General features: G+C 70.0%; 16 protein-coding genes and 3 tRNA genes. All 19 read right to left on the bottom strand.

Features of this window, described 5'->3' with window-relative positions; genetic code table 11:
• Window positions 1–86 precede the first annotated feature (86 nt).
• Window positions 87–1,214 (bottom strand): DUF4179 domain-containing protein, encoded by a 1,128-nt coding sequence (locus BQ7106_RS00820; RefSeq protein WP_072369809.1) that lies wholly within the window; start codon window positions 1,212–1,214, stop codon window positions 87–89.
• Window positions 1,198–1,725, bottom strand: coding sequence for an RNA polymerase sigma factor (locus tag BQ7106_RS00815; protein ID WP_072369806.1), 528 nt, complete (start codon window positions 1,723–1,725; stop codon window positions 1,198–1,200). The genes BQ7106_RS00820 and BQ7106_RS00815 overlap by 17 nt, the downstream gene beginning before the upstream one ends.
• A gap of 219 nt (window positions 1,726–1,944) precedes the next feature.
• A tRNA-Val gene (locus tag BQ7106_RS00810) sits at window positions 1,945–2,019 on the bottom strand.
• Between the two features lie 191 nt (window positions 2,020–2,210).
• Window positions 2,211–3,674, bottom strand: a complete 1,464-nt coding sequence (locus BQ7106_RS00805) for a lysylphosphatidylglycerol synthase transmembrane domain-containing protein (RefSeq protein ID WP_072369803.1) — start codon at window positions 3,672–3,674, stop codon at window positions 2,211–2,213.
• A 72-nt stretch (window positions 3,675–3,746) separates the two neighbouring features.
• Window positions 3,747–4,226 (bottom strand): YbaK/EbsC family protein, encoded by a 480-nt coding sequence (locus tag BQ7106_RS00800; protein ID WP_072369799.1) that lies wholly within the window; start codon window positions 4,224–4,226, stop codon window positions 3,747–3,749.
• Window positions 4,227–4,235: 9 nt separating this feature from the next.
• Window positions 4,236–5,375: a tRNA 2-thiouridine(34) synthase MnmA gene (gene mnmA, locus BQ7106_RS00795; RefSeq protein WP_072369796.1), complete on the bottom strand. Its 1,140-nt coding sequence runs from the start codon at window positions 5,373–5,375 to the stop codon at window positions 4,236–4,238.
• Window positions 5,362–6,633 (bottom strand): cysteine desulfurase family protein, encoded by a 1,272-nt coding sequence (locus BQ7106_RS00790; RefSeq protein WP_072369792.1) that lies wholly within the window; start codon window positions 6,631–6,633, stop codon window positions 5,362–5,364. Before BQ7106_RS00790 ends, mnmA begins: the two co-directional genes overlap by 14 nt.
• On the bottom strand, window positions 6,630–7,649 hold the full coding sequence (locus tag BQ7106_RS00785; protein ID WP_072369789.1) for a putative ABC transporter permease: 1,020 nt from the start codon (window positions 7,647–7,649) through the stop codon (window positions 6,630–6,632). Before BQ7106_RS00785 ends, BQ7106_RS00790 begins: the two co-directional genes overlap by 4 nt.
• 102 nt (window positions 7,650–7,751) lie before the next feature.
• Window positions 7,752–7,827: transfer RNA gene (locus tag BQ7106_RS00780), tRNA-Gly, on the bottom strand.
• A 96-nt stretch (window positions 7,828–7,923) separates the two neighbouring features.
• Window positions 7,924–8,688 carry an anti-sigma factor antagonist gene (locus tag BQ7106_RS00775; RefSeq protein ID WP_072369786.1) on the bottom strand — a complete coding sequence of 255 codons (765 nt, stop codon included), beginning with the start codon at window positions 8,686–8,688 and terminating at the stop codon, window positions 7,924–7,926.
• 48 nt (window positions 8,689–8,736) lie between these two features.
• Window positions 8,737–10,989 (bottom strand): GAF domain-containing SpoIIE family protein phosphatase, encoded by a 2,253-nt coding sequence (locus BQ7106_RS00770; RefSeq protein ID WP_072369783.1) that lies wholly within the window; start codon window positions 10,987–10,989, stop codon window positions 8,737–8,739.
• A 58-nt stretch (window positions 10,990–11,047) separates the two neighbouring features.
• Window positions 11,048–11,138: transfer RNA gene (locus BQ7106_RS00765), tRNA-Leu, on the bottom strand.
• A gap of 446 nt (window positions 11,139–11,584) precedes the next feature.
• Window positions 11,585–11,839 (bottom strand): preprotein translocase subunit SecG, encoded by a 255-nt coding sequence (gene secG, locus BQ7106_RS00760; RefSeq protein WP_072369780.1) that lies wholly within the window; start codon window positions 11,837–11,839, stop codon window positions 11,585–11,587.
• Between the two features lie 111 nt (window positions 11,840–11,950).
• Window positions 11,951–12,718 carry a triose-phosphate isomerase gene (tpiA, locus tag BQ7106_RS00755; RefSeq protein ID WP_072369777.1) on the bottom strand — a complete coding sequence of 256 codons (768 nt, stop codon included), beginning with the start codon at window positions 12,716–12,718 and terminating at the stop codon, window positions 11,951–11,953.
• Window positions 12,711–13,901: a phosphoglycerate kinase gene (locus tag BQ7106_RS00750; RefSeq protein ID WP_072369774.1), complete on the bottom strand. Its 1,191-nt coding sequence runs from the start codon at window positions 13,899–13,901 to the stop codon at window positions 12,711–12,713. The genes tpiA and BQ7106_RS00750 overlap by 8 nt, the downstream gene beginning before the upstream one ends.
• A gap of 96 nt (window positions 13,902–13,997) precedes the next feature.
• On the bottom strand, window positions 13,998–15,023 hold the full coding sequence (gene gap / locus BQ7106_RS00745; RefSeq protein WP_072369772.1) for a type I glyceraldehyde-3-phosphate dehydrogenase: 1,026 nt from the start codon (window positions 15,021–15,023) through the stop codon (window positions 13,998–14,000).
• A gap of 150 nt (window positions 15,024–15,173) precedes the next feature.
• Entirely contained in the window at window positions 15,174–16,136 is a 963-nt protein-coding gene (gene whiA / locus BQ7106_RS00740; RefSeq protein WP_072369769.1) for a DNA-binding protein WhiA, read from the bottom strand.
• A gap of 1 nt (window position 16,137) precedes the next feature.
• Window positions 16,138–17,064: an RNase adapter RapZ gene (gene rapZ / locus BQ7106_RS00735; RefSeq protein WP_072369766.1), complete on the bottom strand. Its 927-nt coding sequence runs from the start codon at window positions 17,062–17,064 to the stop codon at window positions 16,138–16,140.
• Between the two features lie 213 nt (window positions 17,065–17,277).
• A complete protein-coding gene (locus BQ7106_RS00730) occupies window positions 17,278–18,582 on the bottom strand; it encodes a PTS fructose transporter subunit IIC (RefSeq protein WP_072369763.1) in 1,305 nt (434 codons plus the stop codon).
• Between the last annotated feature and the right edge of the window lie 75 nt (window positions 18,583–18,657).

Below are 18,657 nucleotides of genomic sequence, written 5' to 3'. Positions count from 1 at the left end.
CCGGCGGCGGCCTCCGCCCAGACGAGGGGGGGGGCGAGCCACCCGGGCACGGCGGCTCGCCCCCCGTCACGCAGGCTGTTGCGGGACTATGCGACGCTCACGGGGATCTCCACGTCACCCACCGTCACGCTCACGATATCGTCCGCGTCCACGATGCGGTCGTAGGTCGTCGCCTTGGAGACGGTGGTCGTGCCGTCATCGCGCTTCGCCGAAGAGCCGTTGGCGTCCGTGGCGTCGAACGTCGTCCCATCAGCGAAGGTCACGATCACAGGGAGGCCCATCACAGCAGCCTGCTCGGCCAGGGCCTCGTCGCTCACCTCGCCGGGAAGCGCAAGGTCGCGCGTCTGCCGGTCGATTGTGTAGTCCACCGTGACGCCGAGGGAGGACACCGCCACGGCGTCAATCGTAACGTTCGAGCCCTGCCACGTTGTTGTCTGGCCCGCTGGCAGGTCGACGGTCGTGTCCACGTAGTTCATCTCAAACTTGAGGTTCCAGTTGCCGGCCGCCAGGGTCTTGAACTCCCCCTCATCGGTGAAAATCTCGAGCTTGCTCATCGAGAAGCGCGCCGTGCGGCCCACAATGCCCGCGTCGTTCCACGTTTGTACCCCCATGACCTGCACGAGCTGCAGCGTGTTGTCACCGGGGTCGGCATCGTAGAGCCGGACGAGACCGCCGCCGCTCATCGCGCCGTCCACGCGCAGGAAGGCGTCCCCCACGTACGTCAGGGTGCCGCCCTCGTGAAACTCGAGCTCCTCGAGCGCGGTAGGATCGTCGAACTCGATCGAGTAGGCCACGGCGTAGTTGAACCGGTCGCCCGCCACGGCCTCGGCCGTCACGGTGACGCCGTTCGAGGTCGCGCTCGCACCGATCGGCCGACCCACGTCGTTCAGGAGCTCGGTCTGGGCCGGCGCGCCGCCGAAGACGTCCGAGAGCACGTCGGCCGGGTTGGGCAGCACGCCCGTCGCCACGGCGACGGTGGCGCCCCCGCCCAGCACGAGGGCAAGCGCGAGGCCGGCGGCGACGCGCGCCCAGCGGTGCGCCCGGGGGCGGGCGGGACGGGTCAGGGCCTCGGCGAGACGCCCGGACGGCGCGTCCTTCTTGGCGCCCCCCTCCGCAGCGACCCTCCGCAGATTCGCGGCCATGCGGGCCTTGGCCTCGTCGGGGAAGCGCAGCTCGTCCAGCGAGCTGGTGTAGGAGTCAAGCGGGGAAGTCATCGTATTCTCCCATCAGGTCTTCTCTCAGCCGGGCGCGGGCGCGACTCAGGCGCCGGCGCACGGCAACGTCGGTGGAGCCCGTGATGGCGGCAATCTGGCGCGTGGGGTAGCCCTCGTAATAGTGCAGGTAGACCGCCTCGCGCTGCGGGAGCGGAAGCGCCATCACGGCATTGAGCACGCGGTCGTCGCGCCGCCGGAGCGCGTCCTCGCCCGGCCCCTGCGGCGCGACCGGCTCCGGGACGGCGTCGAGGTCCGCCTCGGGGTGTGCCCCGCGGTCGCGCAGCAGGTTCTTGCAGGCGTTCGACGCGACGCGAATGACCCACGCGCGCTCGTGGCCGGCGTCGCGGAACGGCTCCTCGCGGCAGATGAGCTTCGTGAGCGTGTCCTGGCAGACGTCTTCCGCGTCGGCAGTCGAGCGCAGGTAGGTGTAGCACACGCGCAGGACGAGGTCGGCGTAGTCACGCACGAGCCGCTCGGGATCGCGATCCGGTGCGGTGCGGGGGATCTGCATCGACCAGCCTCCTCTCTCTTCGTCGGGTGTCTCCTCGGAGCCGCAGCTGCCCTGCCCCTCATCTACTACACACGGGCGGGAATGAAATGTGACGGGAAGACCGGAGGGGTTTCGCTGCCCGCGCGCGAGCTGGTGCCCCGCACCGTCCCGCGAGACCCGCCCGACATGCCCCGAACACGAAAACAGCTCAGAGCGAATATGCTCTGAGCTGCGAGAAGTTGGTGGGCGTTACAAGATTTGAACTTGTGACCTCTTCCGTGTCAGGGAAGCGCTCTCCCCCTGAGCTAAACGCCCTTATGTGTTCCGGCTGCGTTGGGGACCGCAGCGCGAGGGATATATTAGCAAGGGTCCCACTCCGAATGCAAGCGTCTTTTTGGACTTTTTTGAAATTGGTCCTCGGGACGCCCGAGGTGCCGCGGCGACGGGTCGGCGGAACTCCCCGGCGCGGCTCCGGGGCGAGGGCGCGAGACGACGTCCCAGACGCGCTACGCGCCCTTCTGCGCCTTCTTCTTGGCCGCGGCGGCCTTGCCGGCGGCGATGCGCGCCTCGACGTCCGAGGCGCCCGCTCCCGTGCCCGTGCCGGCGCCGGAGGGCGCCTTCTTCTTGGCGCCCGGCTTCACCGTGACGCCGCCGCGCCCGCGACCGAGCCCCCTGCCGGACCCGGAGCCGCCCTTGCCGCCAACCGCGCCGCGCAGGCGCTTCCAGACCCGCTTGGCGCGCCGGTTGATGGACTCCCCGCTCGTGGAGCGCAGGCCCATGCACGGCGCGGCGATGATGACGGGGAGCAGGTACTCGATCGCGCGCCAGATCACGAAGCCGGCCGTGAGGTGGACGCCGTACATCCCCTTGAAGAGGTAGGCGAAGCCGACCTCCGCGCCGCCCGCGCCGCCCGGCAGCGGCACGGCGTTCACGAGCAGCTCGAGCATCGACCCCGACGCGAGGCACACCAGGAAGTCCGCGGGCTCGCCGAAGGAGCGCAGCACGAAGTAGGGCAGCGCGTACATGCAGCCCAGCTGCAGCAGCGTCACCACCATCGTGGCGAGCATCTCCGGCACGTTGCGCGCGGCGCGCTTGAAGGCGCGCGAGAACTCCATGACCTGCGTGTTCACAACCTCGTAGTACTTCTCGTACTTATCGTCCTTGAGCCACTTGCGGCGGTTGGCGAAGCGCAGCGCCCAGTTGCCCACGGCCATGACCGGGCGGGGCAGCAGGCACAGGGCGATGAAGCCGCCCACCTGCACGACCTTGAAGCCAAAGAGGAAGAGGCCGATGAGCGTGACGTCACCGAAGGTCTCGTAGAAATACCCGCCGCAGAAGAGCAGCATGATGGCGGCGAAGACGCCCTCGCCCGTCTCGTAGATAATCGTTCGCGTGAAGTTGAGCGCGCTCGCCGCCCCGGCCGACATGCCCGCGCGCGTGAGGCGAAAGATCTGCGCGGGGGGCGCCCCCGCGCTGTTGGGCGTGAGGCGCATGAAGAAGACGCCCGACGCCTCGACGCTCATCAGGTCGCGAATGCCCACCGGGCAATCGGGGTCGGCCGCCACGGAGAGCACGTAGGCCAGGATGCCGAAGACGTAGTAGAACAGGAAGCACACCACGCCCGCGACGATCCACGAGAGGTCGACGCCGGCAAGCGACGACACGAACTCGTCGACCTGCCCGGAGAAGACGAGGTAGAGGGCGTAGGCAATCGCCACGGCACCCAGGAAGACCACGGTCTTCCTGACCTGGCCGAGCGACTTCTTGTCGGCGGCGCGGTCCTCGGCGGAGACCGAGCGGACGGCGGAGACCTTGAGGGCGACCTTCTTGGCCGCGCCGGTGGGGCCCTTGGCCTTGGCCGCGCCGGAGGTGCCCGGCGCCTTGGCGGGCCCGGAGGGGGCCTTGGCCGCAGCGGCCGCCTTGGGACTGTCGTGCTTCTCTGCCACCGCGCTCCAGACGTCGTCGCTCATCGCTCGTTGGACTAGTGTAGCGCGCCGCGCGCCGCCGCACGTCCCGCACGGTCGGCAAGCGGCGGTCTGCGCCTATTCTCCCTCTCTCCAGCCGCGCCCCACGTCGACCCACCCGCGCGCGCCCGAGACGCGCTCGAGCTCGTCGAGCGTGAGCTCGATGGCGGAGTTCGAGCTGCCCGCCGCGGGCCACACGGTCTCGAAGCGACGCAGGGACTCGTCGAGAAAGACCTCCACCCCGTCGTTCACGCCGAAGGGGCACACGCCGCCCACGGCATGGCCCACGAGCTCGGCGGCTTGCTCGGCCGAGAGCATCTTGGCCTTGCAGTGGAACGTCGCCTTGAACGCCTGGTTGTTCACGCGGGCGTCGCCGGCGAAGAGCACGAGCGTGGGCGTCTCGGCGACCATGAAGCTCAGCGTCTTCGCGATGCGCGCGGGCTCGACGCCCACTGCCCTCGCGGCGAGCTCCACCGTGGCGCTCGACTCGTCGAACTCGCGGATCCTGTCGGCCAGGCCGAACCGCTCGAGGTGCTCGCGCGCCCTCTCCATTGACATGGTCCCTCCTTAGCGACCGGCGGGGACGAGCCCCGCCCCCTTTTGCACGACTCCCCCGCCGAGGCAGCGGAGCCCCTGGTATATGACCGCGGACTGTCCCGGGGCCACGCGACGCGCCGGCTCGTCGAAGCGCACGGTCGCCGTGCGGGACGCCCCGTCGGCCTCGACCCACGCCTCGCGCAGCTCCCCGGTGTGCCGGGTGCGGACGAGGTAGCGCCCCGAGGCGGGCGGCTCGCCCGAGACCCAGCGGGCGTCGCCGAGCGAGAGCTCCCGGCAGAAGAGCGCCGGGCTCCGTCGGTCGGCGGTCACGTAGACGACGTTCTTCTCCACGTCCGTGTCCACGACGTAGCGCGCGGGGCCGCCGCCGAGGTCGAGGCCCCGGCGCTGCCCCACGGTGAACAGGAACGCCCCGTCATGGCGCCCGAGCACGCGACCGCTCTCCCACTCCACGACGTCGCCCGCGCGCCGCTCGAGGGCGTCGAGCAGGAAGGGGCGGATGCCGACCGGCCCCACGAAGCATATGCCGTCGGAGTCGGGCTTCCCCTCCACGCCGAGCCCGCGCTCGGCGCACATGCGGCGCACCAGGGCCTTGTCGCCCACCTCGCCGATGGGCAGGAGCGCCCGGGAGAGGGCCTCCTCGGCGACGCGCCACAGGAAGTAGGTCTGGTCCTTGTGCTCGTCGAGCGCGCGCAGCAGCCGCACGCGGCCGTCCTCCGCGCGCTCGACGCGTCCGTAGTGGCCCGTCGCGACGAAGTCCGCCCCGCGCTCGAGCGCGCGCTCGACGAACGTCCCGAACTTGATGGTCTGGTTGCACATGACGTCGGGGTTGGGGGTGAGCCCGCGGGCGTAGGCGTCCACGAGGTAGTCGACCACCGTCGAGCGGTACTCCTCCTCGCAGTCCCAGACCTCGAGTCCCACGCCCAGGCGAACGGCGACGCGCTCGGCGTCCGCGAGCTCGTCGGCCCAGGGGCACCGGAAGCCGGGGAGGTCGCGCGACCAGTTGCGCATGTAGACCGCCGTGACGTCGTACCCCCGCTCGACGAGCAGCGCGCACGCGAGGGCGGAGTCCACGCCCCCGGACAGGCCGCAGAAGACCCGCGCGCCGCGAGCCGGGAGCGCGCCCGCGCGCGCCGCCTCAGCGCCCGCCACGAGCGCCTCCCTCCGGCTCCCCCGCGCCGCGAGCCCGCGGGCCCCCGGTCGCGCCCCAGCCGAGCGAGGACACGCGCTCGAGCTGGCGGGCGTCGTCGAGCCCCAGGCGCGTCGCCTCGGCGCGCACGGCCCCCGCGATCGCGTCGACCGCATAGTCCACGTCGGCCTCGGTGGTGGGGCGTCCGACCGTCAGGCGCAGGCTCCCCTCGGCGAGCTCGCGCGGCATCCCCACCGCCTCGAGCACGTGGGAGACGCGCATGCGGCTGGCGGCGCAGGCCGACCCGGTGCCCACTGAGACGCCCGCGCGCTCGAGGGCGATCACGAGGCGGCGCGCCTCCACGCCGGCGAACGAGACGTGCAGCAGGCCCGGCAGGCGGCGCTTGGGGTTGCGCGGCCCGGAGACCACCGCCCACGGCACGCGCTCGCAGATGCCCGCGCGCAGCCGCTCGCGCAGCGCGGCGAGGCGACGCGCCTCCTGCGGGCGGCGCTCGCACGCCAGCTCGAGGGCGCGCGCGAAGCCCACGACGCCCATGACGTTCTCGGTGCCCGAGCGGACGCCGCCCTCCTGGCCGCCCCCGAAGACGAGCGGGCGCAGCCGGACGTCGTCCGCCGCCCAGAGCAGGCCGACCTGCTTGGGCCCGTAGACCTTGGCGGCGGAGAGCGTCATGAGGTCGCAGCCGAGCGAGCTCACGTTGACCGAGAGCGCTCCCGCCGCCTGCGAGGCGTCCGTGTGCAGGTAGATGGGGCGGTGCTCGCCCTCCTCGAGGCGTCGGGCGCGCTCGGCGGCCACCACCCGCGCGATCTCGCGGACGGGCTGGACGCAGCCGAGCTCGCCGTTCGCCAGCTCGACGGAGACGAGCTCGGTGTCGGGCCTGATGGCTCGCGCGACCGCGGCGGGGTCCACGAGGCCGTCGGCCCCCACGCGCACGGTGCGGCGCGCGTGCGTGCCCGCGCAGGCCAGGACGCTCTCGTGCTCGACCGCGTCGACGACCACGTGCCCCTCCACCGCGGCGAAGGCGAGGTTGTTGGCCTCGGTGGCGCCCGCCGTGAAGACCACGTTGTCCGGGCGCGCCCCGATCAGGCGCGCGATGGCCCCGCGGGCGCGCTCGACGTCGTCGCGGGCCTCCCTCGCACGCGCGTAGGGCGCCGAGGGGTTCCAGAAGCGCTCCGTGAGGTAGGGCAGCATCGCGCGCGCGACCTCCGGGTCGACGGGCGTCGCCGCTGCGTAGTCGAGGTACACCTCGCGCTCGGGCGTCATCGCGCACCCCCCTCGTCCTTCTCCCCCGGCAGGGCGCCGGCGTCGCCGTCGCTCCCCCGGACCTCGCCGTCGCGGGTCTGGCCGGGCACGATGTTGCCGTTCTCGTCGACCATGTCGCGCTCCCCGCCGATCTTGAGGTTCTGGAAGCGACCGGCGATGAACTCGTCGGAGTAGTTGGTGTCGACCCACTGCTCGAAGGCGTTGGCGGGGGGCACGCCGGCGTCTCGCTCGGTCTTGCGGTTAAAGCACACGATCGTCATGGCGACGTCCGCCACGAGGTAGACGGCGACGAGCGTGACGAAGACCGCCTGCCTGCGGGTCGTGGGCATCCCGATCTGGTAGAGCAGGCGCGGCATGACGGCACGGCACCACGCGAGCCCCAGCAGCCCCCAGGCCGCGAGGAAGCGCCACGCCACCCACTGGGTGATGTGGTCGGGCAGGTGCAGGTAGGTCCAGGACTCGGCGTCGAAGAAGGTCGACATGGCCCAGCCGGTGAGCTGCTCGAGCACCCCGCCCACCACGGCGGACACCACGAACACCTGCCACCCCCTGGCGCCCAGGCGGCGCAGCAGGAAGCTCAGGACCGTGAGCAGCACGGCGCCGCAGCCGTACAGCGGCGAGAACGGGCCCCACACCAGGCCCACGCGGTTCTCGGCGAGCCCGGCGCTCACGAGCATCCACGCCTCCTCGATCAGAAGGCCCGCCATCGACCCGAGGAAGAAGATGATGACGACCTGGTACCAGCCGAGGTGCAGGTGGTCGAGGTACTCGTCGACGGCCTCGTTGGAGGCCCTCCAGCGGGCGAAGAGGCGGCCGAGCCCCCGGCGGCGCTCGGCGCGGGCGAGCTCGCGCTCCAGGACGTCCTCCGACTGATCGAGGGCGTTCTCGGCGCGCTCGACGTCGTCGGCGTCGAGCTGGCGGCCGCGGGAGAGCCACTCCCAGAAGTAGACGACCACTCGCACGAAGCCCTGGACCACCGCGTAAAGAAACACGACGAAGATGAGCGAGAGGAACATGTGCTTGCGGGCTCCTAGCAGATACCTAGCAGGTGACTTGACTCGAACGACTACTCAGGATAACAAAAAGGGCCGGTCCTTTGACCGGCCCTGAAGCTCGCATGGAGCGGGCTACGGGGTTCGAACCCGCGACCTCCACCTTGGCAAGGTGGCGCGCTACCAACTGCGCTAAGCCCGCTTTGAGCGAGGAATACTATACGGGGGCGCGAGGTCGCGCGCAAGCATGACGTCCCTATATGTGAAGGGATTGTGAATGTACAGGATGCGGCGGCGATCAGGATGCGACGTCAGGCGCCGGGGGCTCCGCGGCGTCGAAGAGCTTCACGAGCCTGACCACCGTCCCCTCGCCCGTGCTCTTGTGGGCGATGCTCACGGAGTCGGCGAGCAGCCGCATGAGACGGATGCCGCGACCGCGCTCGGCGCACGGGCCGCTCGAGGGAATTTCCTCGTCTGCGGAGAGCTCGAAGCCCTCCCCGCAGTCCGTCACGTCGATGGTCACGCGGTCGGGGTACGCCGCGACCGTCGCGAGCACCCCTCCCCCGCAGGTGTGGTCGACGGCGTTGCCGAGCGCCTCCCCGGAGGCGAGCGTCATGTCGAAGACCTCGTCGGGGGTGAAGGGCAGTTGCGCCAGCAGCTCGCCCATGCGCTCGCGCGCCTCGTCGAGCGCGGAGGGCTCCACGCGGAAGGTGGTCCTCCACTCCGGCAGCACCGAGGGGTCGATCGCGCTGACGTCGCGACGCTCGCCGGCGCGCGTGACGGGCATGTAGTCGAAGACGCGCATGCGGCGAAGCGCGAGGTAGGCCTGGGGCGAGACGTTGACGAGCGAGAGGAGGCCGCCCGCCGCCCGAACGCGCCGGAGCTCCGTGAGGATGAGCCCCATCCCGGCGGAGTCCACGTAGCGGGCGTTGGCCATGTTGAGGAAGATGCGGCGGCACCCCTGCGCGACGAGGCGGTCGACCCTGCGGCGGACCGCGGGGACCGTCTGCACGTCGAGGTCGCCCTCGACCGTCACCAGGGCTATGTTCACCGTGTCGGGCATGGTGGAGTTATTCCCCAAAGGCGCGGCCGTCTAACGCCGCGCGGGTGCTCAATCGGCGGCCGAGGGCGCCGGCGCAGGGAGCCCCTCGTAGAGCAGCGCCATCATGGCGACGTCGTCCTCGAGGTCGTGGCCCGTGAACTCGTCGAGCGTGGCCAGCAGGCGGTCCACGAACCCCTCGAAGGAACGGTCTCCGGCGGACTCGCGCATCACCATGTCCCGGAGACCCTCCTCGCCGAAGAAGGCCCCCGACGGGTCGCGCGCCTCGGTCGTCCCGTCGGTGTAGAGCAGCAGCGCGTCGCCGCGCTCGAGGCGCACCACGCCGTCCTGGTAGCTGATGTCGTGGAAGGCGCCAACGACGCCCGACTGCACCTCCAGGTTCGAGATCTCGCTCGCGTCGGCGCGGATGAGGATAGCGGGGGGATGGCCCGCCGAGCAATACCTGAGCGTGCCGCTGCCCACGTCGATCACGCCCACGAAGAGCGTGGCGAAGGTCTCGAGCCGCGAGAAGCCCAGCAGGAACTCGTTCAGGGAGCGCACCATGCGCGCCGGGGCGAGCCCCTCCCAGGCGTAGGCCCCCAGCGCCGTCTTGACCGCCGCCGACACCGACGCCGCCTCGACGCCCTTTCCCGAGACGTCGCCCATGATGACGCAGGCGCGGTGGTCGGGGAGACGGATGAGGTCATAGAAGTCCCCTCCCACGGACGCCGCCTTGGTCGCCGACGAGTAGACGGCCTGCGGGGAGAGGCCGACGACCTCCTGGAGCTCGTTTCTCATGCCGGTCTGCAGGGCCTGCGAGATGCGCTTGTCCTGCTCGCGCGCCATCGCGCCCCGGGCGAGGTCGCGCACGTCCTCGGCGAGCTCGCGCAGGAAGTCGAGCTCGATGTCGTCGAAGGGCTCGGCGCCGTCGGGACGCAGCAGCAGCGCACAGAAGCGGCGGCCCCCGAGCGTGCCCATGTCGACGATGGCGCCCACGCAGGGCTCGCCAAGGGACCGGAGGTGGGCGCTCAGCTCGCAGTCGGGCGGGACGGGCGCCACGCCCACCCCGTCGCTGAGGTGCGCTCCGACGAGCGCCTCGAAGTCAACCGGGAGCTCCTGGGTGCCCGTGAGGGGCAGGGTGGCGACAACGACGCGCTGCTGGGAGTTCACCTGCAGCGCGACGAGGGCGGCGTCGAGCTCGTCGGCGACCTCGCGCATGACGTCGCGCAGCGGCTCGGGGTCCCTGGGAACCGGGTCCTGGGACGCCTGCGCGAGCAGCTCCTCGCGCAGCTCCGTCCCCAGGGCGGCGAGGCGCTCGGCGCGCTGCGCGCGCAGGGTCGTGAAGGTGCCCGCCAGCTGCACCGAGAGGTAGTGAGCGACCGAGTCGAGCAGGCGCGCGTCCTCCTTGTCGATCGGGTGCATGCGACGCCAGCCCACCTCGATGATCGAGATGACGTGGCCGCCGAACCACACGGGAACGGGGACGAAGCTCGTAAAGGGCGGCAGCATGGAGCTGCGCATGCGGAGCACCTCGTGCGTGTCCTCATTGACGACCTCGCGGGTCGTGAGGCGCCCCTGCCGCAGCGCCTCCGCCGAGGGGGCGCACACGCGCAGGCGCACCGCGCGACCCTCGCGGATGGCGAGGCGCTCGACGCTGCGCCCGAAGGGCATGAAGCGCGCGATCTTCTCGCCCATGAGGCCGCTCGAGACCCCCCTGAGGTGGAAGCCGTCGGCCTCGGCGAGGTAGACGATCGTCCCGTCAGCCTCCATGGTGTCGGTGAGCTCCTCGAGCATGCGCTCGAAGAGCGTGGCGAGGTCGGACGAGTCGAGGGTGTCGAGCACGATCTTCAGGGTGCCCGAGAGGCGGTGGTTGGCGCGGCGCAGGTCCTCGAAGGCGCGCTGCCCCTCGCGGTCCTGCCGGCTCTCGGGCGTGGCGGCGAGGGCGGTGAGCAGGTAGGTCTCGCCGGGGGCGTTCACGCTGTCGCAGCGCACGCGCACGGTCGCGGACCTGCCCCCCGCCCCCCGGCACGAGACGAGCGCCATCGTGCCGTCCACGGGAAAGGCGAGCGCCGCCACGTCGAAGGGGCCCCCGACCGCCTCGGGCTCGTCCGACGACGGGAAGAGCAGGCGCACGTCGGTCCCCACGAGGGGCGCGTCGTCGCCGAAGAGCTCGGATGCCTCATCGTTGGCGAGAAGAACTCGCCCGGCGCCGTCGAAGACGAGGACCGCCTCGCAGGTGAGCTGGAGGAGCTTGGAGAGCGTCCCGACGAGGCTCCCCTCGCCGATGCCCTCCATGCGACGGACGCTGAGCGCAGTCTTTGCCATGCGGCCCCCAGGGTCGAGATACGAAAAGCGGGTCCCCGTGGGGACCCGCGATCCTTCGTGGTGTCGGAGGCGGGACTTGAACCCGCACGACCTTTTAGTCAGTCACTAGCACCTCAAGCTAGCGCGTCTGCCAATTCCGCCACTCCGACTTGCACTGCGCTTTCGCGCAAGGAGTAGTATGCACGAGTCCCCTCTCGGATGCAAGCGTGATTTTTGACTTTTTTGGAAATCGAGGGCGCGAAGCCGGATCGGGCGGGCTCCGATGGCCGTCGGGCGCCATGACGCCTCGCGCTCCGCCCTCCCATCGAGGCGCCTCGTGCGCCGCCTTCATCGAGACGGAGCGATTGACAAAAACGGGGTCTATCAGAGCGGACTTTTGGTCGATCGCTCCGTCTCGGCGTCGCCTGTCCCCCGCGGGTTGCGGGCGCACGGGGCAGCCGCGCGCCATGCGAGCGACGCAGCCCCCCGGGCGGCGGGGCGCCTCCCCGGCCTCTGCGCACAAAAAAAGGCGGCCCGAGGGCCGCCCAGTTCACGATATGTCGAGCGCGTTGCCCCCGTGCACCAGCTCCGGGGTCGAGCGCGGGGACGCGCGACGCTAGTAGCTGAGCGAGCCCAGCGGGAACGTCAGCGCCATCGCAAGGACGCAGGCGATGAAGATCACCGAGGTGACGACGGTGAGCTTGTTGAGGTTCTTCTCGAGAACGCCCGACCCCGTGCCGGAGTTGTAGAGCGACGAGGCGATCATGTCAGAGACGCCCGTGCCCTTGCCAGAGTGCATGAGGACCAGGATGACGGTCAACGCACCCGAGAGGAACAGCAGGACGGTAAGGACGATGTTGAGGACGTTCACGAGATGGACTCCTTCTGGACAGATGCATAACAGCCTGCAATGGTAGCACAACGGGGCCCGGGCGGCGCCCGGACCCCGAGATGTGCAAAAGTGACTGTCCCTTTTACACGCTTAGGCCATGGCGCTCTTGACCATGGCGGCGAAGCTGTCGGCCTTGAGGGAGGCGCCGCCGACGAGAGCGCCGTCAACGTCCTCCTTCTCGAGGAAGCCGGCGATGTTCTCGGGCTTGGCGGAGCCGCCGTAGAGCACGCGGATGCCGGAGGCGACCTCCTCGCCGAAGACCTCGACGAGGGTGGCGCGGATGGCGCCGCAGACCTCCTGGGCGTCGTCGGCCGTGGCGGTCTTGCCGGTGCCGATGGCCCAGATGGGCTCGTAGGCGATCACATACTTGGAGGGGTCGGTGATCTCGAGGCCCTCGGTGTCCTTCTTGATCTGGTCGACGACGAACTCGACGTGCTTGCCAGCCTCGCGGATCTCGAGGGACTCGCCGCAGCAGGAGATCGGCACGATGCCGTGAGCCATGAGGGCCTTGGCCTTCTTGTTCACGTCCTCGTCGGTCTCGCCGAAGTAGTCGCGGCGCTCGGAGTGGCCGATGATGCAGTGGGTGGCGCCCACGGCCTCGAGCATGGCGGGAGCGGTCTCGCCGGTGTAGGCGCCGGACTCCTCCCAGTAGACGTTCTGCGCGCCGAGCGCGAACGGGGCGGACGCCTGCTCGATGACCTCGGAGACGCCCTTGAGGTCGACGGCGGGCGGGCAGACGACGACGTCGACGTCACCGGTGCCGTCCTTGAGCTCGTCGGCAAGGCCCTGGGCGAGGACGACGCCCTCGCTGTAGGTCTTGTTCATCTTCCAGTTGCCAGCGATCATCCTCTTACGCATCGAGAAGCGCCTCCACTCCAGGAAGGGCCTTGCCCTCGACGAGCTCCATGGAAGCGCCACCGCCGGTGGAGATCCAGCTCATCTTGTCGGCCAGGCCGAACTTGTTGATGGCCGCGACGGAGTCGCCGCCGCCGATGATCGACGTGCAGTCGGAGTCGGCGATGGCGCGCGCGACGGCCTCGGTGCCGTGGGCGAAGTTGTCGAACTCGAAGACGCCCATCGGGCCGTTCCAGAACACGGTCTTGGCGCCCTTGATGGCCTCGGCGTAGAGCTTCTCGGTCTCGGGGCCGATGTCCATGCCCTCGCGGTCGTCGGGGATGGCGTCAGAGGCGACGATCTCCGGCACGGCGTCCTCGCCGAAGTGGTCGGCGACGCGGTTGTCGATCGGGAGCAGGATCTTGACGCCCTTCTCCTCGGCCTTCTTGAGCATCTCGCCGGCGCGCTCGACCCAGTCCTCCTCCTTGAGGGAGTTGCCCACGCTCATGCCCTGGGCGAGGAAGAAGGTGTAGGCCATGCCGCCGCCGATGATGAGGGTGTCGGCGGAGTCGATGAGGTGGTCGAGGACGCCGATCTTGGAGGACACCTTGGAGCCGCCGACGATGGCGACGAAGGGGCGCTCGGGCTCGGCGAAGATCGAGGTCAGGGTGTCGACCTCCTTCTCGAGCAGGAAGCCGGCGTAGGCGGGCAGGTAGGCGGCGGGGCCGACAACGGAGCCCTGGGCGCGGTGAGCGGTGCCGAAGGCGTCGAGGACGAAGATGTCGCCGTAGGACGCGAGGGTCTTGGCGATCTCGGGGTCGTTCTTCTTCTCGCGCTTGTCGAAGCGGACGTTCTCGAGGACGAGGATGTCGCCGTCGGAGAGGGAGGCCACGGCCTCGGCGGCCTTCTCGCCGTAGGTGTCGTCGACGAACTTCACGTCATAGCCGGTGAGCTCGGCGAGCTTGTCGGCGGCGGGCTTGAGGGAGAACGCGGGCTCGGGGCCGTCGCCCTTGGGGCGGCCGAGGTGGCTCATGAGGATGATCTTGGCGCCCTTGTCCTTGAGGTACTCGATGGTGGGGATGGCAGCGCGCACGCGGGTGTCGTCGGTCACGACGCCGTCCTTCAGGGGCACGTTGAAGTCGACGCGCATGAGAACGCGCTTGCCCGCGACGTCGGCGTCACGGACGGTCTTCTTGGTGAAAGCCATGTTCACTCCTTGCGATCAGTACGCTACGAAAAGGGGGTACGGCCGCGGCCCCGTGAGCTGCGACCGCACCCCTGTGAAAAGCCCTGCGAGACGATGCTACGCGACGAACTTCTCGAAGTACTTGATGGTGCGGACCATCTGGGAGGTGTAGGAGTTCTCGTTGTCGTACCAAGAGGTGACCTGAACGAGGCTCTGGCCGTTGCCGAGGTCCTGGACCATGGTCTGGGTGGCGTCGAAGATCGAGCCGTGGGTCTCGCCGATGATGTCGGAGGAGACGATGTCGTCCTCGTTGTAGGCGAAGGTCTCGGGGATGGTCTCGGCGTAGGCCTTCATGGCAGCGTTGACCTCGTCGACGGTGACCTTCTTGTCAACGACGCAGTAGAGGTTGGTGATGGAGCCGGTGGGCGTGGGAACGCGCTGGGCGGCACCGATCAGCTTGCCGTTGAGCTCGGGGAGCACGAGGCCGATGGCCTTGGCGGCACCGGTGGAGTTCGGGACGATGTTCTGCGCGCAGGCGCGGGAGCGACGCTTGTTGCCCTTGCGCTGCGGGCCGTCGAGCGGCATCTGGTCGCCGGTGTAGGCGTGGATGGTGGTCATGATGCCGGAGACGATCGGCGCGAAGTCGTTGAGGCCCTTGGCCATCGGAGCGAGGCAGTTGGTGGTGCAGGAGGCCGCGGAGATGATGTTGTCGTCAGCGGTCAGCTGCTCGTGGTTGACGTTGTAGACGATGGTCGGGAGGTCGTTGCCCGCGGGAGCGGAAATGACGACCTTCTTGGCGCCGGCGTCGATGTGGGCCTGGGCCTTGGCCTTGGAGGTGTAGAAGCCGGTGCACTCGAGGACGACGTCAACGCCGAGCTCGCCCCAGGGGAGCTTGGAGGCGTCGGCCTCCTTGTAGATGGTGATCTTCTTGCCGTCGACGGTGATGGAGTCCTCGCCGGCCTCGACCTTGTGGTCGCGGGCGTAGTTGCCCTGCGTGGTGTCATACTTCAGGAGGTACGCGAGCATGTCGGGAGAGGTGAGGTCGTTGATGGCGACGATCTCAGAGCCCTCGTGACCGAACATCTGACGGAACGCCAGACGGCCGATGCGACCAAAGCCGTTGATAGCAACCTTTACTGCCATGCTTTCTCCTTTCACGGGGCCGACGGGGCTTCTCCCCGACGGACCAAAGCACCAACATGGGCTGACGCCCTTGCCACCCGATAGTGTACCCCACGCGCGACGGCGAGTATCGCTAAAACTGAACGCCGCTGAAATTTGAGCGGTGGACGCTCAGATTTCTTCCGCTGACGTGGGGCTCCCCTCGCGCTCGGCTGCCTCGACGATCTCCTGCAGCCGCAGGACGCGGTGGTACATCGCCGACTTCGACGCCGGGGGGTCGAGCTCCTCGCCCAGGGCCGCGAGCGAGAGCTCGGGATGGGCGCGGCGCGCCTGGCAGAACGCCCTGAGCGCGGGGGGAAGCGCGGCGAGGCCCACCACGCACTCGGCGCGCTCGATGAGCTCGAGCTGCGCGGCGGCGGCGCCCGTCGAGCGCGCCTGGTTGGCCATCTCGGCGTTGACGCGCCGATTGACGTCGTTTTTCACCGACTTCTTCGCGCGGGCCACCTCGACGATGCGCGCCATCCTTCGCGCGCCCATCGCGCGCATAAGGCCGATCACGTCGTCGAAGCTCTTGAGGTAGATGGCGTAGGCGCCGCGGCGCCGGTTCACGCGCGCCGACACGCCGAAGGAGCCGACGAGCTCGGCGAGGCCCCGGGCGAAGTCCTCCCCCGTGACGGCTATCTCGAGGTGGAAGTCGCCGCGCGGGCCCGCGATGAAGCCCCCCGCCATGAACGCGCCGCGCACGAACGCCTCGCGCGCCGGTCGGCTGCCGAGCAGCGCCGAGGGCACGCCCGTGGCAAGCCCGCGCCCGGGAACCAGGATGCCCAGCCGCACGAGGTCGGCAGCGAGGCGCTCCTGCTCGGGAATCTCGATGAGGTAGTTGCGCGTCTTGTGCAGCACCGAGCGGCGCACCGTGAGCGCCGTCTCGAGGTCGAAGATCTTGTGCGTGAGCTTGATGACCGTGCGCGCGACGGCACCCGTCTCGGTCGAGATGCGGATCGAGTAGCGCCCCGAGCCCCTGAAGGAGAGGGTCCCGCACACCCGGATGAGCGCCGACAGCTCGGCGAGCTCGCAGACGGGCACGGGCGCCTCCACGCGGGAGAGCTCGTCTTTGACCTCCGCGGTGAACGACATGCTAGCTCGTCCTCACGTTGGCGAGCGCGAGGTCGCGGTGCGAGAGGGTCACGTGGTAGCCTCCCCGCTCGAGGTAGGCCGCCGTCGCATTGGCGATGGCGACGCTGCGGTGCTGGCCGCCCGTGCAGCCCACCGCGACGGAGAGGTGGCTCTTCCCCTCGGCGACGTAGCCCGGCATCGCCACGTCGAGCAGGCGGTACCACGCCTCGAGGAACTTCTCCGTCGTGGGGTTGCCCAGGACGAAGTCGGAGACGAGCCGGTCGTTGCCGGTCAGGGTGCGCATGGTGGGGTCATAGAAGGGGTTGGGGAGGAAGCGCACGTCGATCATGAGGTCGGCCTCGACCGGCATGCCGTGCTTGAAGCCGAACGAGAAGACCGAGACCTCCATGAGCTGGCTGTCCGTGAGCTCGGAGAACGCGCGGCGCAGGCGGGTGCGCAGCGCGCTCGTGCGCAGGCGGCTCGTGTCGATGACGAGGTCCGCGGAGTCGCGCACGCTCGCGAGCTGGGCCCGCTCGCGGGAGATGGCGCTCGCGAGGGTCTCCCCCGGCGCGGCGAGCGGGTGGCGCCGACGGTTCTCGTCGTAGCGGCGCATGAGGACGTCGTCGGTGGTGTCGAGAAACACCACCTTGCAGGAGATCTCGTGCTCGCGCAGCTGCGTGACGGAGTCGGAGAACTCGTCGAAGAGCCCCTGGCTGCGCAGGTCGCAGGTCACGGCGAGGTGCCTGCCCACGCCCGAGTTGATGCCCACGAGCTCGGCGAGCTGCAACAGCAGGCGGGGCGGCAGGTTGTCGATGCAGAAGTAGCCCATGTCCTCGAAGACGTGCAGGGCCTGGGTGCGGCCCGAGCCCGACATGCCCGTGACCACCACGACGTCGGGCACGCGCCCGGCGCGCTCCGCGGCGCGCATCTGCTCGCTGGTATCAGACATGACGCCCCCCTTCTACGACTGGTCCCAGTCTAGCGCACGGCGGCGCGTCCTTCTCGCCGCGCCGCCCGCATCTGGACCGGATGGTGGGAGGGCCCTGCCCGGAACCGCCGTCGTTGGCCCGAGGGCACGCGCCGCCGCGAGCTCCTGCCGAGCGCCTTCTCGACAAGCGCTCTGAGCGCCGGCGCGCGCCGCCGGGCCGCCAGGGAGGCGAGCCTACTTGGCCAGCCCGCTCTGCTCGGGCGGCAGCGGCTTCTTGAGCAGCACGAGCACCAGGCACCCCACCACGGCGCCGGCGGCGAGCGCCAGCAGGTACTGCACGGGGTTGGTGATCACCGCGATCACCCACGCGCCCCCGTGCGGCGCCGGGCTCGCGCAGCCCAGCAGCATCGAGAGGGCGATCGCGACCGCGGACCCCGCGATGCAGGCGGGAAGCACGCGCAGCGGGTCGGAGGCGGCGAACGGAATCGCGCCCTCGGTGATGAACGAGAGGCCCATGATGTAGTTCACCACGCCCGCCTTGCGGTCCGCCTCGGTCCAGCGGTTCTTGAAGAGGGTGGTGCAGAGGGCGATCACCAGCGGCGGCACCATGCCGCCCGCCATCACGGCGGCCATGATCATGTTGCCGGTCACGGTCTGCTCGGCGAGCGCGGCGGTGCCGAAGACGTAGGCGGCCTTGTTGATGGGGCCGCCCATGTCGGTGGCCTGCATGGCGGCGACGATCACGCCGAGAAGGACGATGGAGGTGCCCGAGAGGCCGTTCAGGAAGCCGGAGAGCGCGGAGTTGATCGCGCCCATGACCGGGTTCACGCCCATCATGACGAGGCTCGTGAGGAAGACGCCGAGCACCGGGTAGAGCAGGATGGGCTTGATGCCCTCGAGCGAGCTCGGGAGCTTCTCGAGCGCGCGCTCGAGGCTCAGGACGATGTAGCCCGCCAGGAAGCCGGCGAGCAGCGCCCCGAGGAAGCCGCCCGAGACGAGGGCCGCCTGGGCGTCGGCGTCCATGGCGGTGGAGAGGTAGCCGAGCGTGTAGCCCTGCTTGGCGATCCAGCCGCCCACGAAGCCCGCGGCGAGGCCGGGGCGGTCGGCGATGGACATGGCAATGTAGCCCGCCAGGATCGGGAGCATGAAGTTGAAGGCCTGGTTGCCGGCGAGGTTGAAGAACGCCGCCACGGGCGTCGAGCTGCCGTAGGAGCTCGTGCCCAGGCCCGGCTGGTCGAGCAGGAACGACAGCGCCATCAGGATGCCGCCGCCGACGACGAAGGGCAGCATGTGGCTGACGCCGTTCATGAGGTGCTTGTAGACCTGGCGGCCGAGGCCCTCCCCCTGCGCCGCCTCGACGGGGGCGGAGCCGCCCGCGGCGTCGCGCGCGGCGCTCGTCGCGGCCTTCTCGCGCTCCTCGGCGAGGCGCCTGTCCTTCTCCGCGTCCACGAGGGCGCGGAACTCCTCCGGCGTCCCCGCGGCGCGCAGCCGCGCGCAGAAGTCGGCGTCGAGAAGCAGCGTGGAGAGACGGCTCAGCACCTCGAGGTGCGTGTCGCCTCCCCCTCAGGGGCGGCGATGAGGAACAGCAGCGTCGCCGGCTCCCCGTCCGCCGAG

Source organism: Thermophilibacter mediterraneus (assembly GCF_900119385.1).
Lineage (GTDB): Bacteria > Actinomycetota > Coriobacteriia > Coriobacteriales > Atopobiaceae > Thermophilibacter > Thermophilibacter mediterraneus.
Note: the sequence above shows the minus strand (reverse complement) of the source record. Positions and strands in the feature narration are given on the sequence as shown.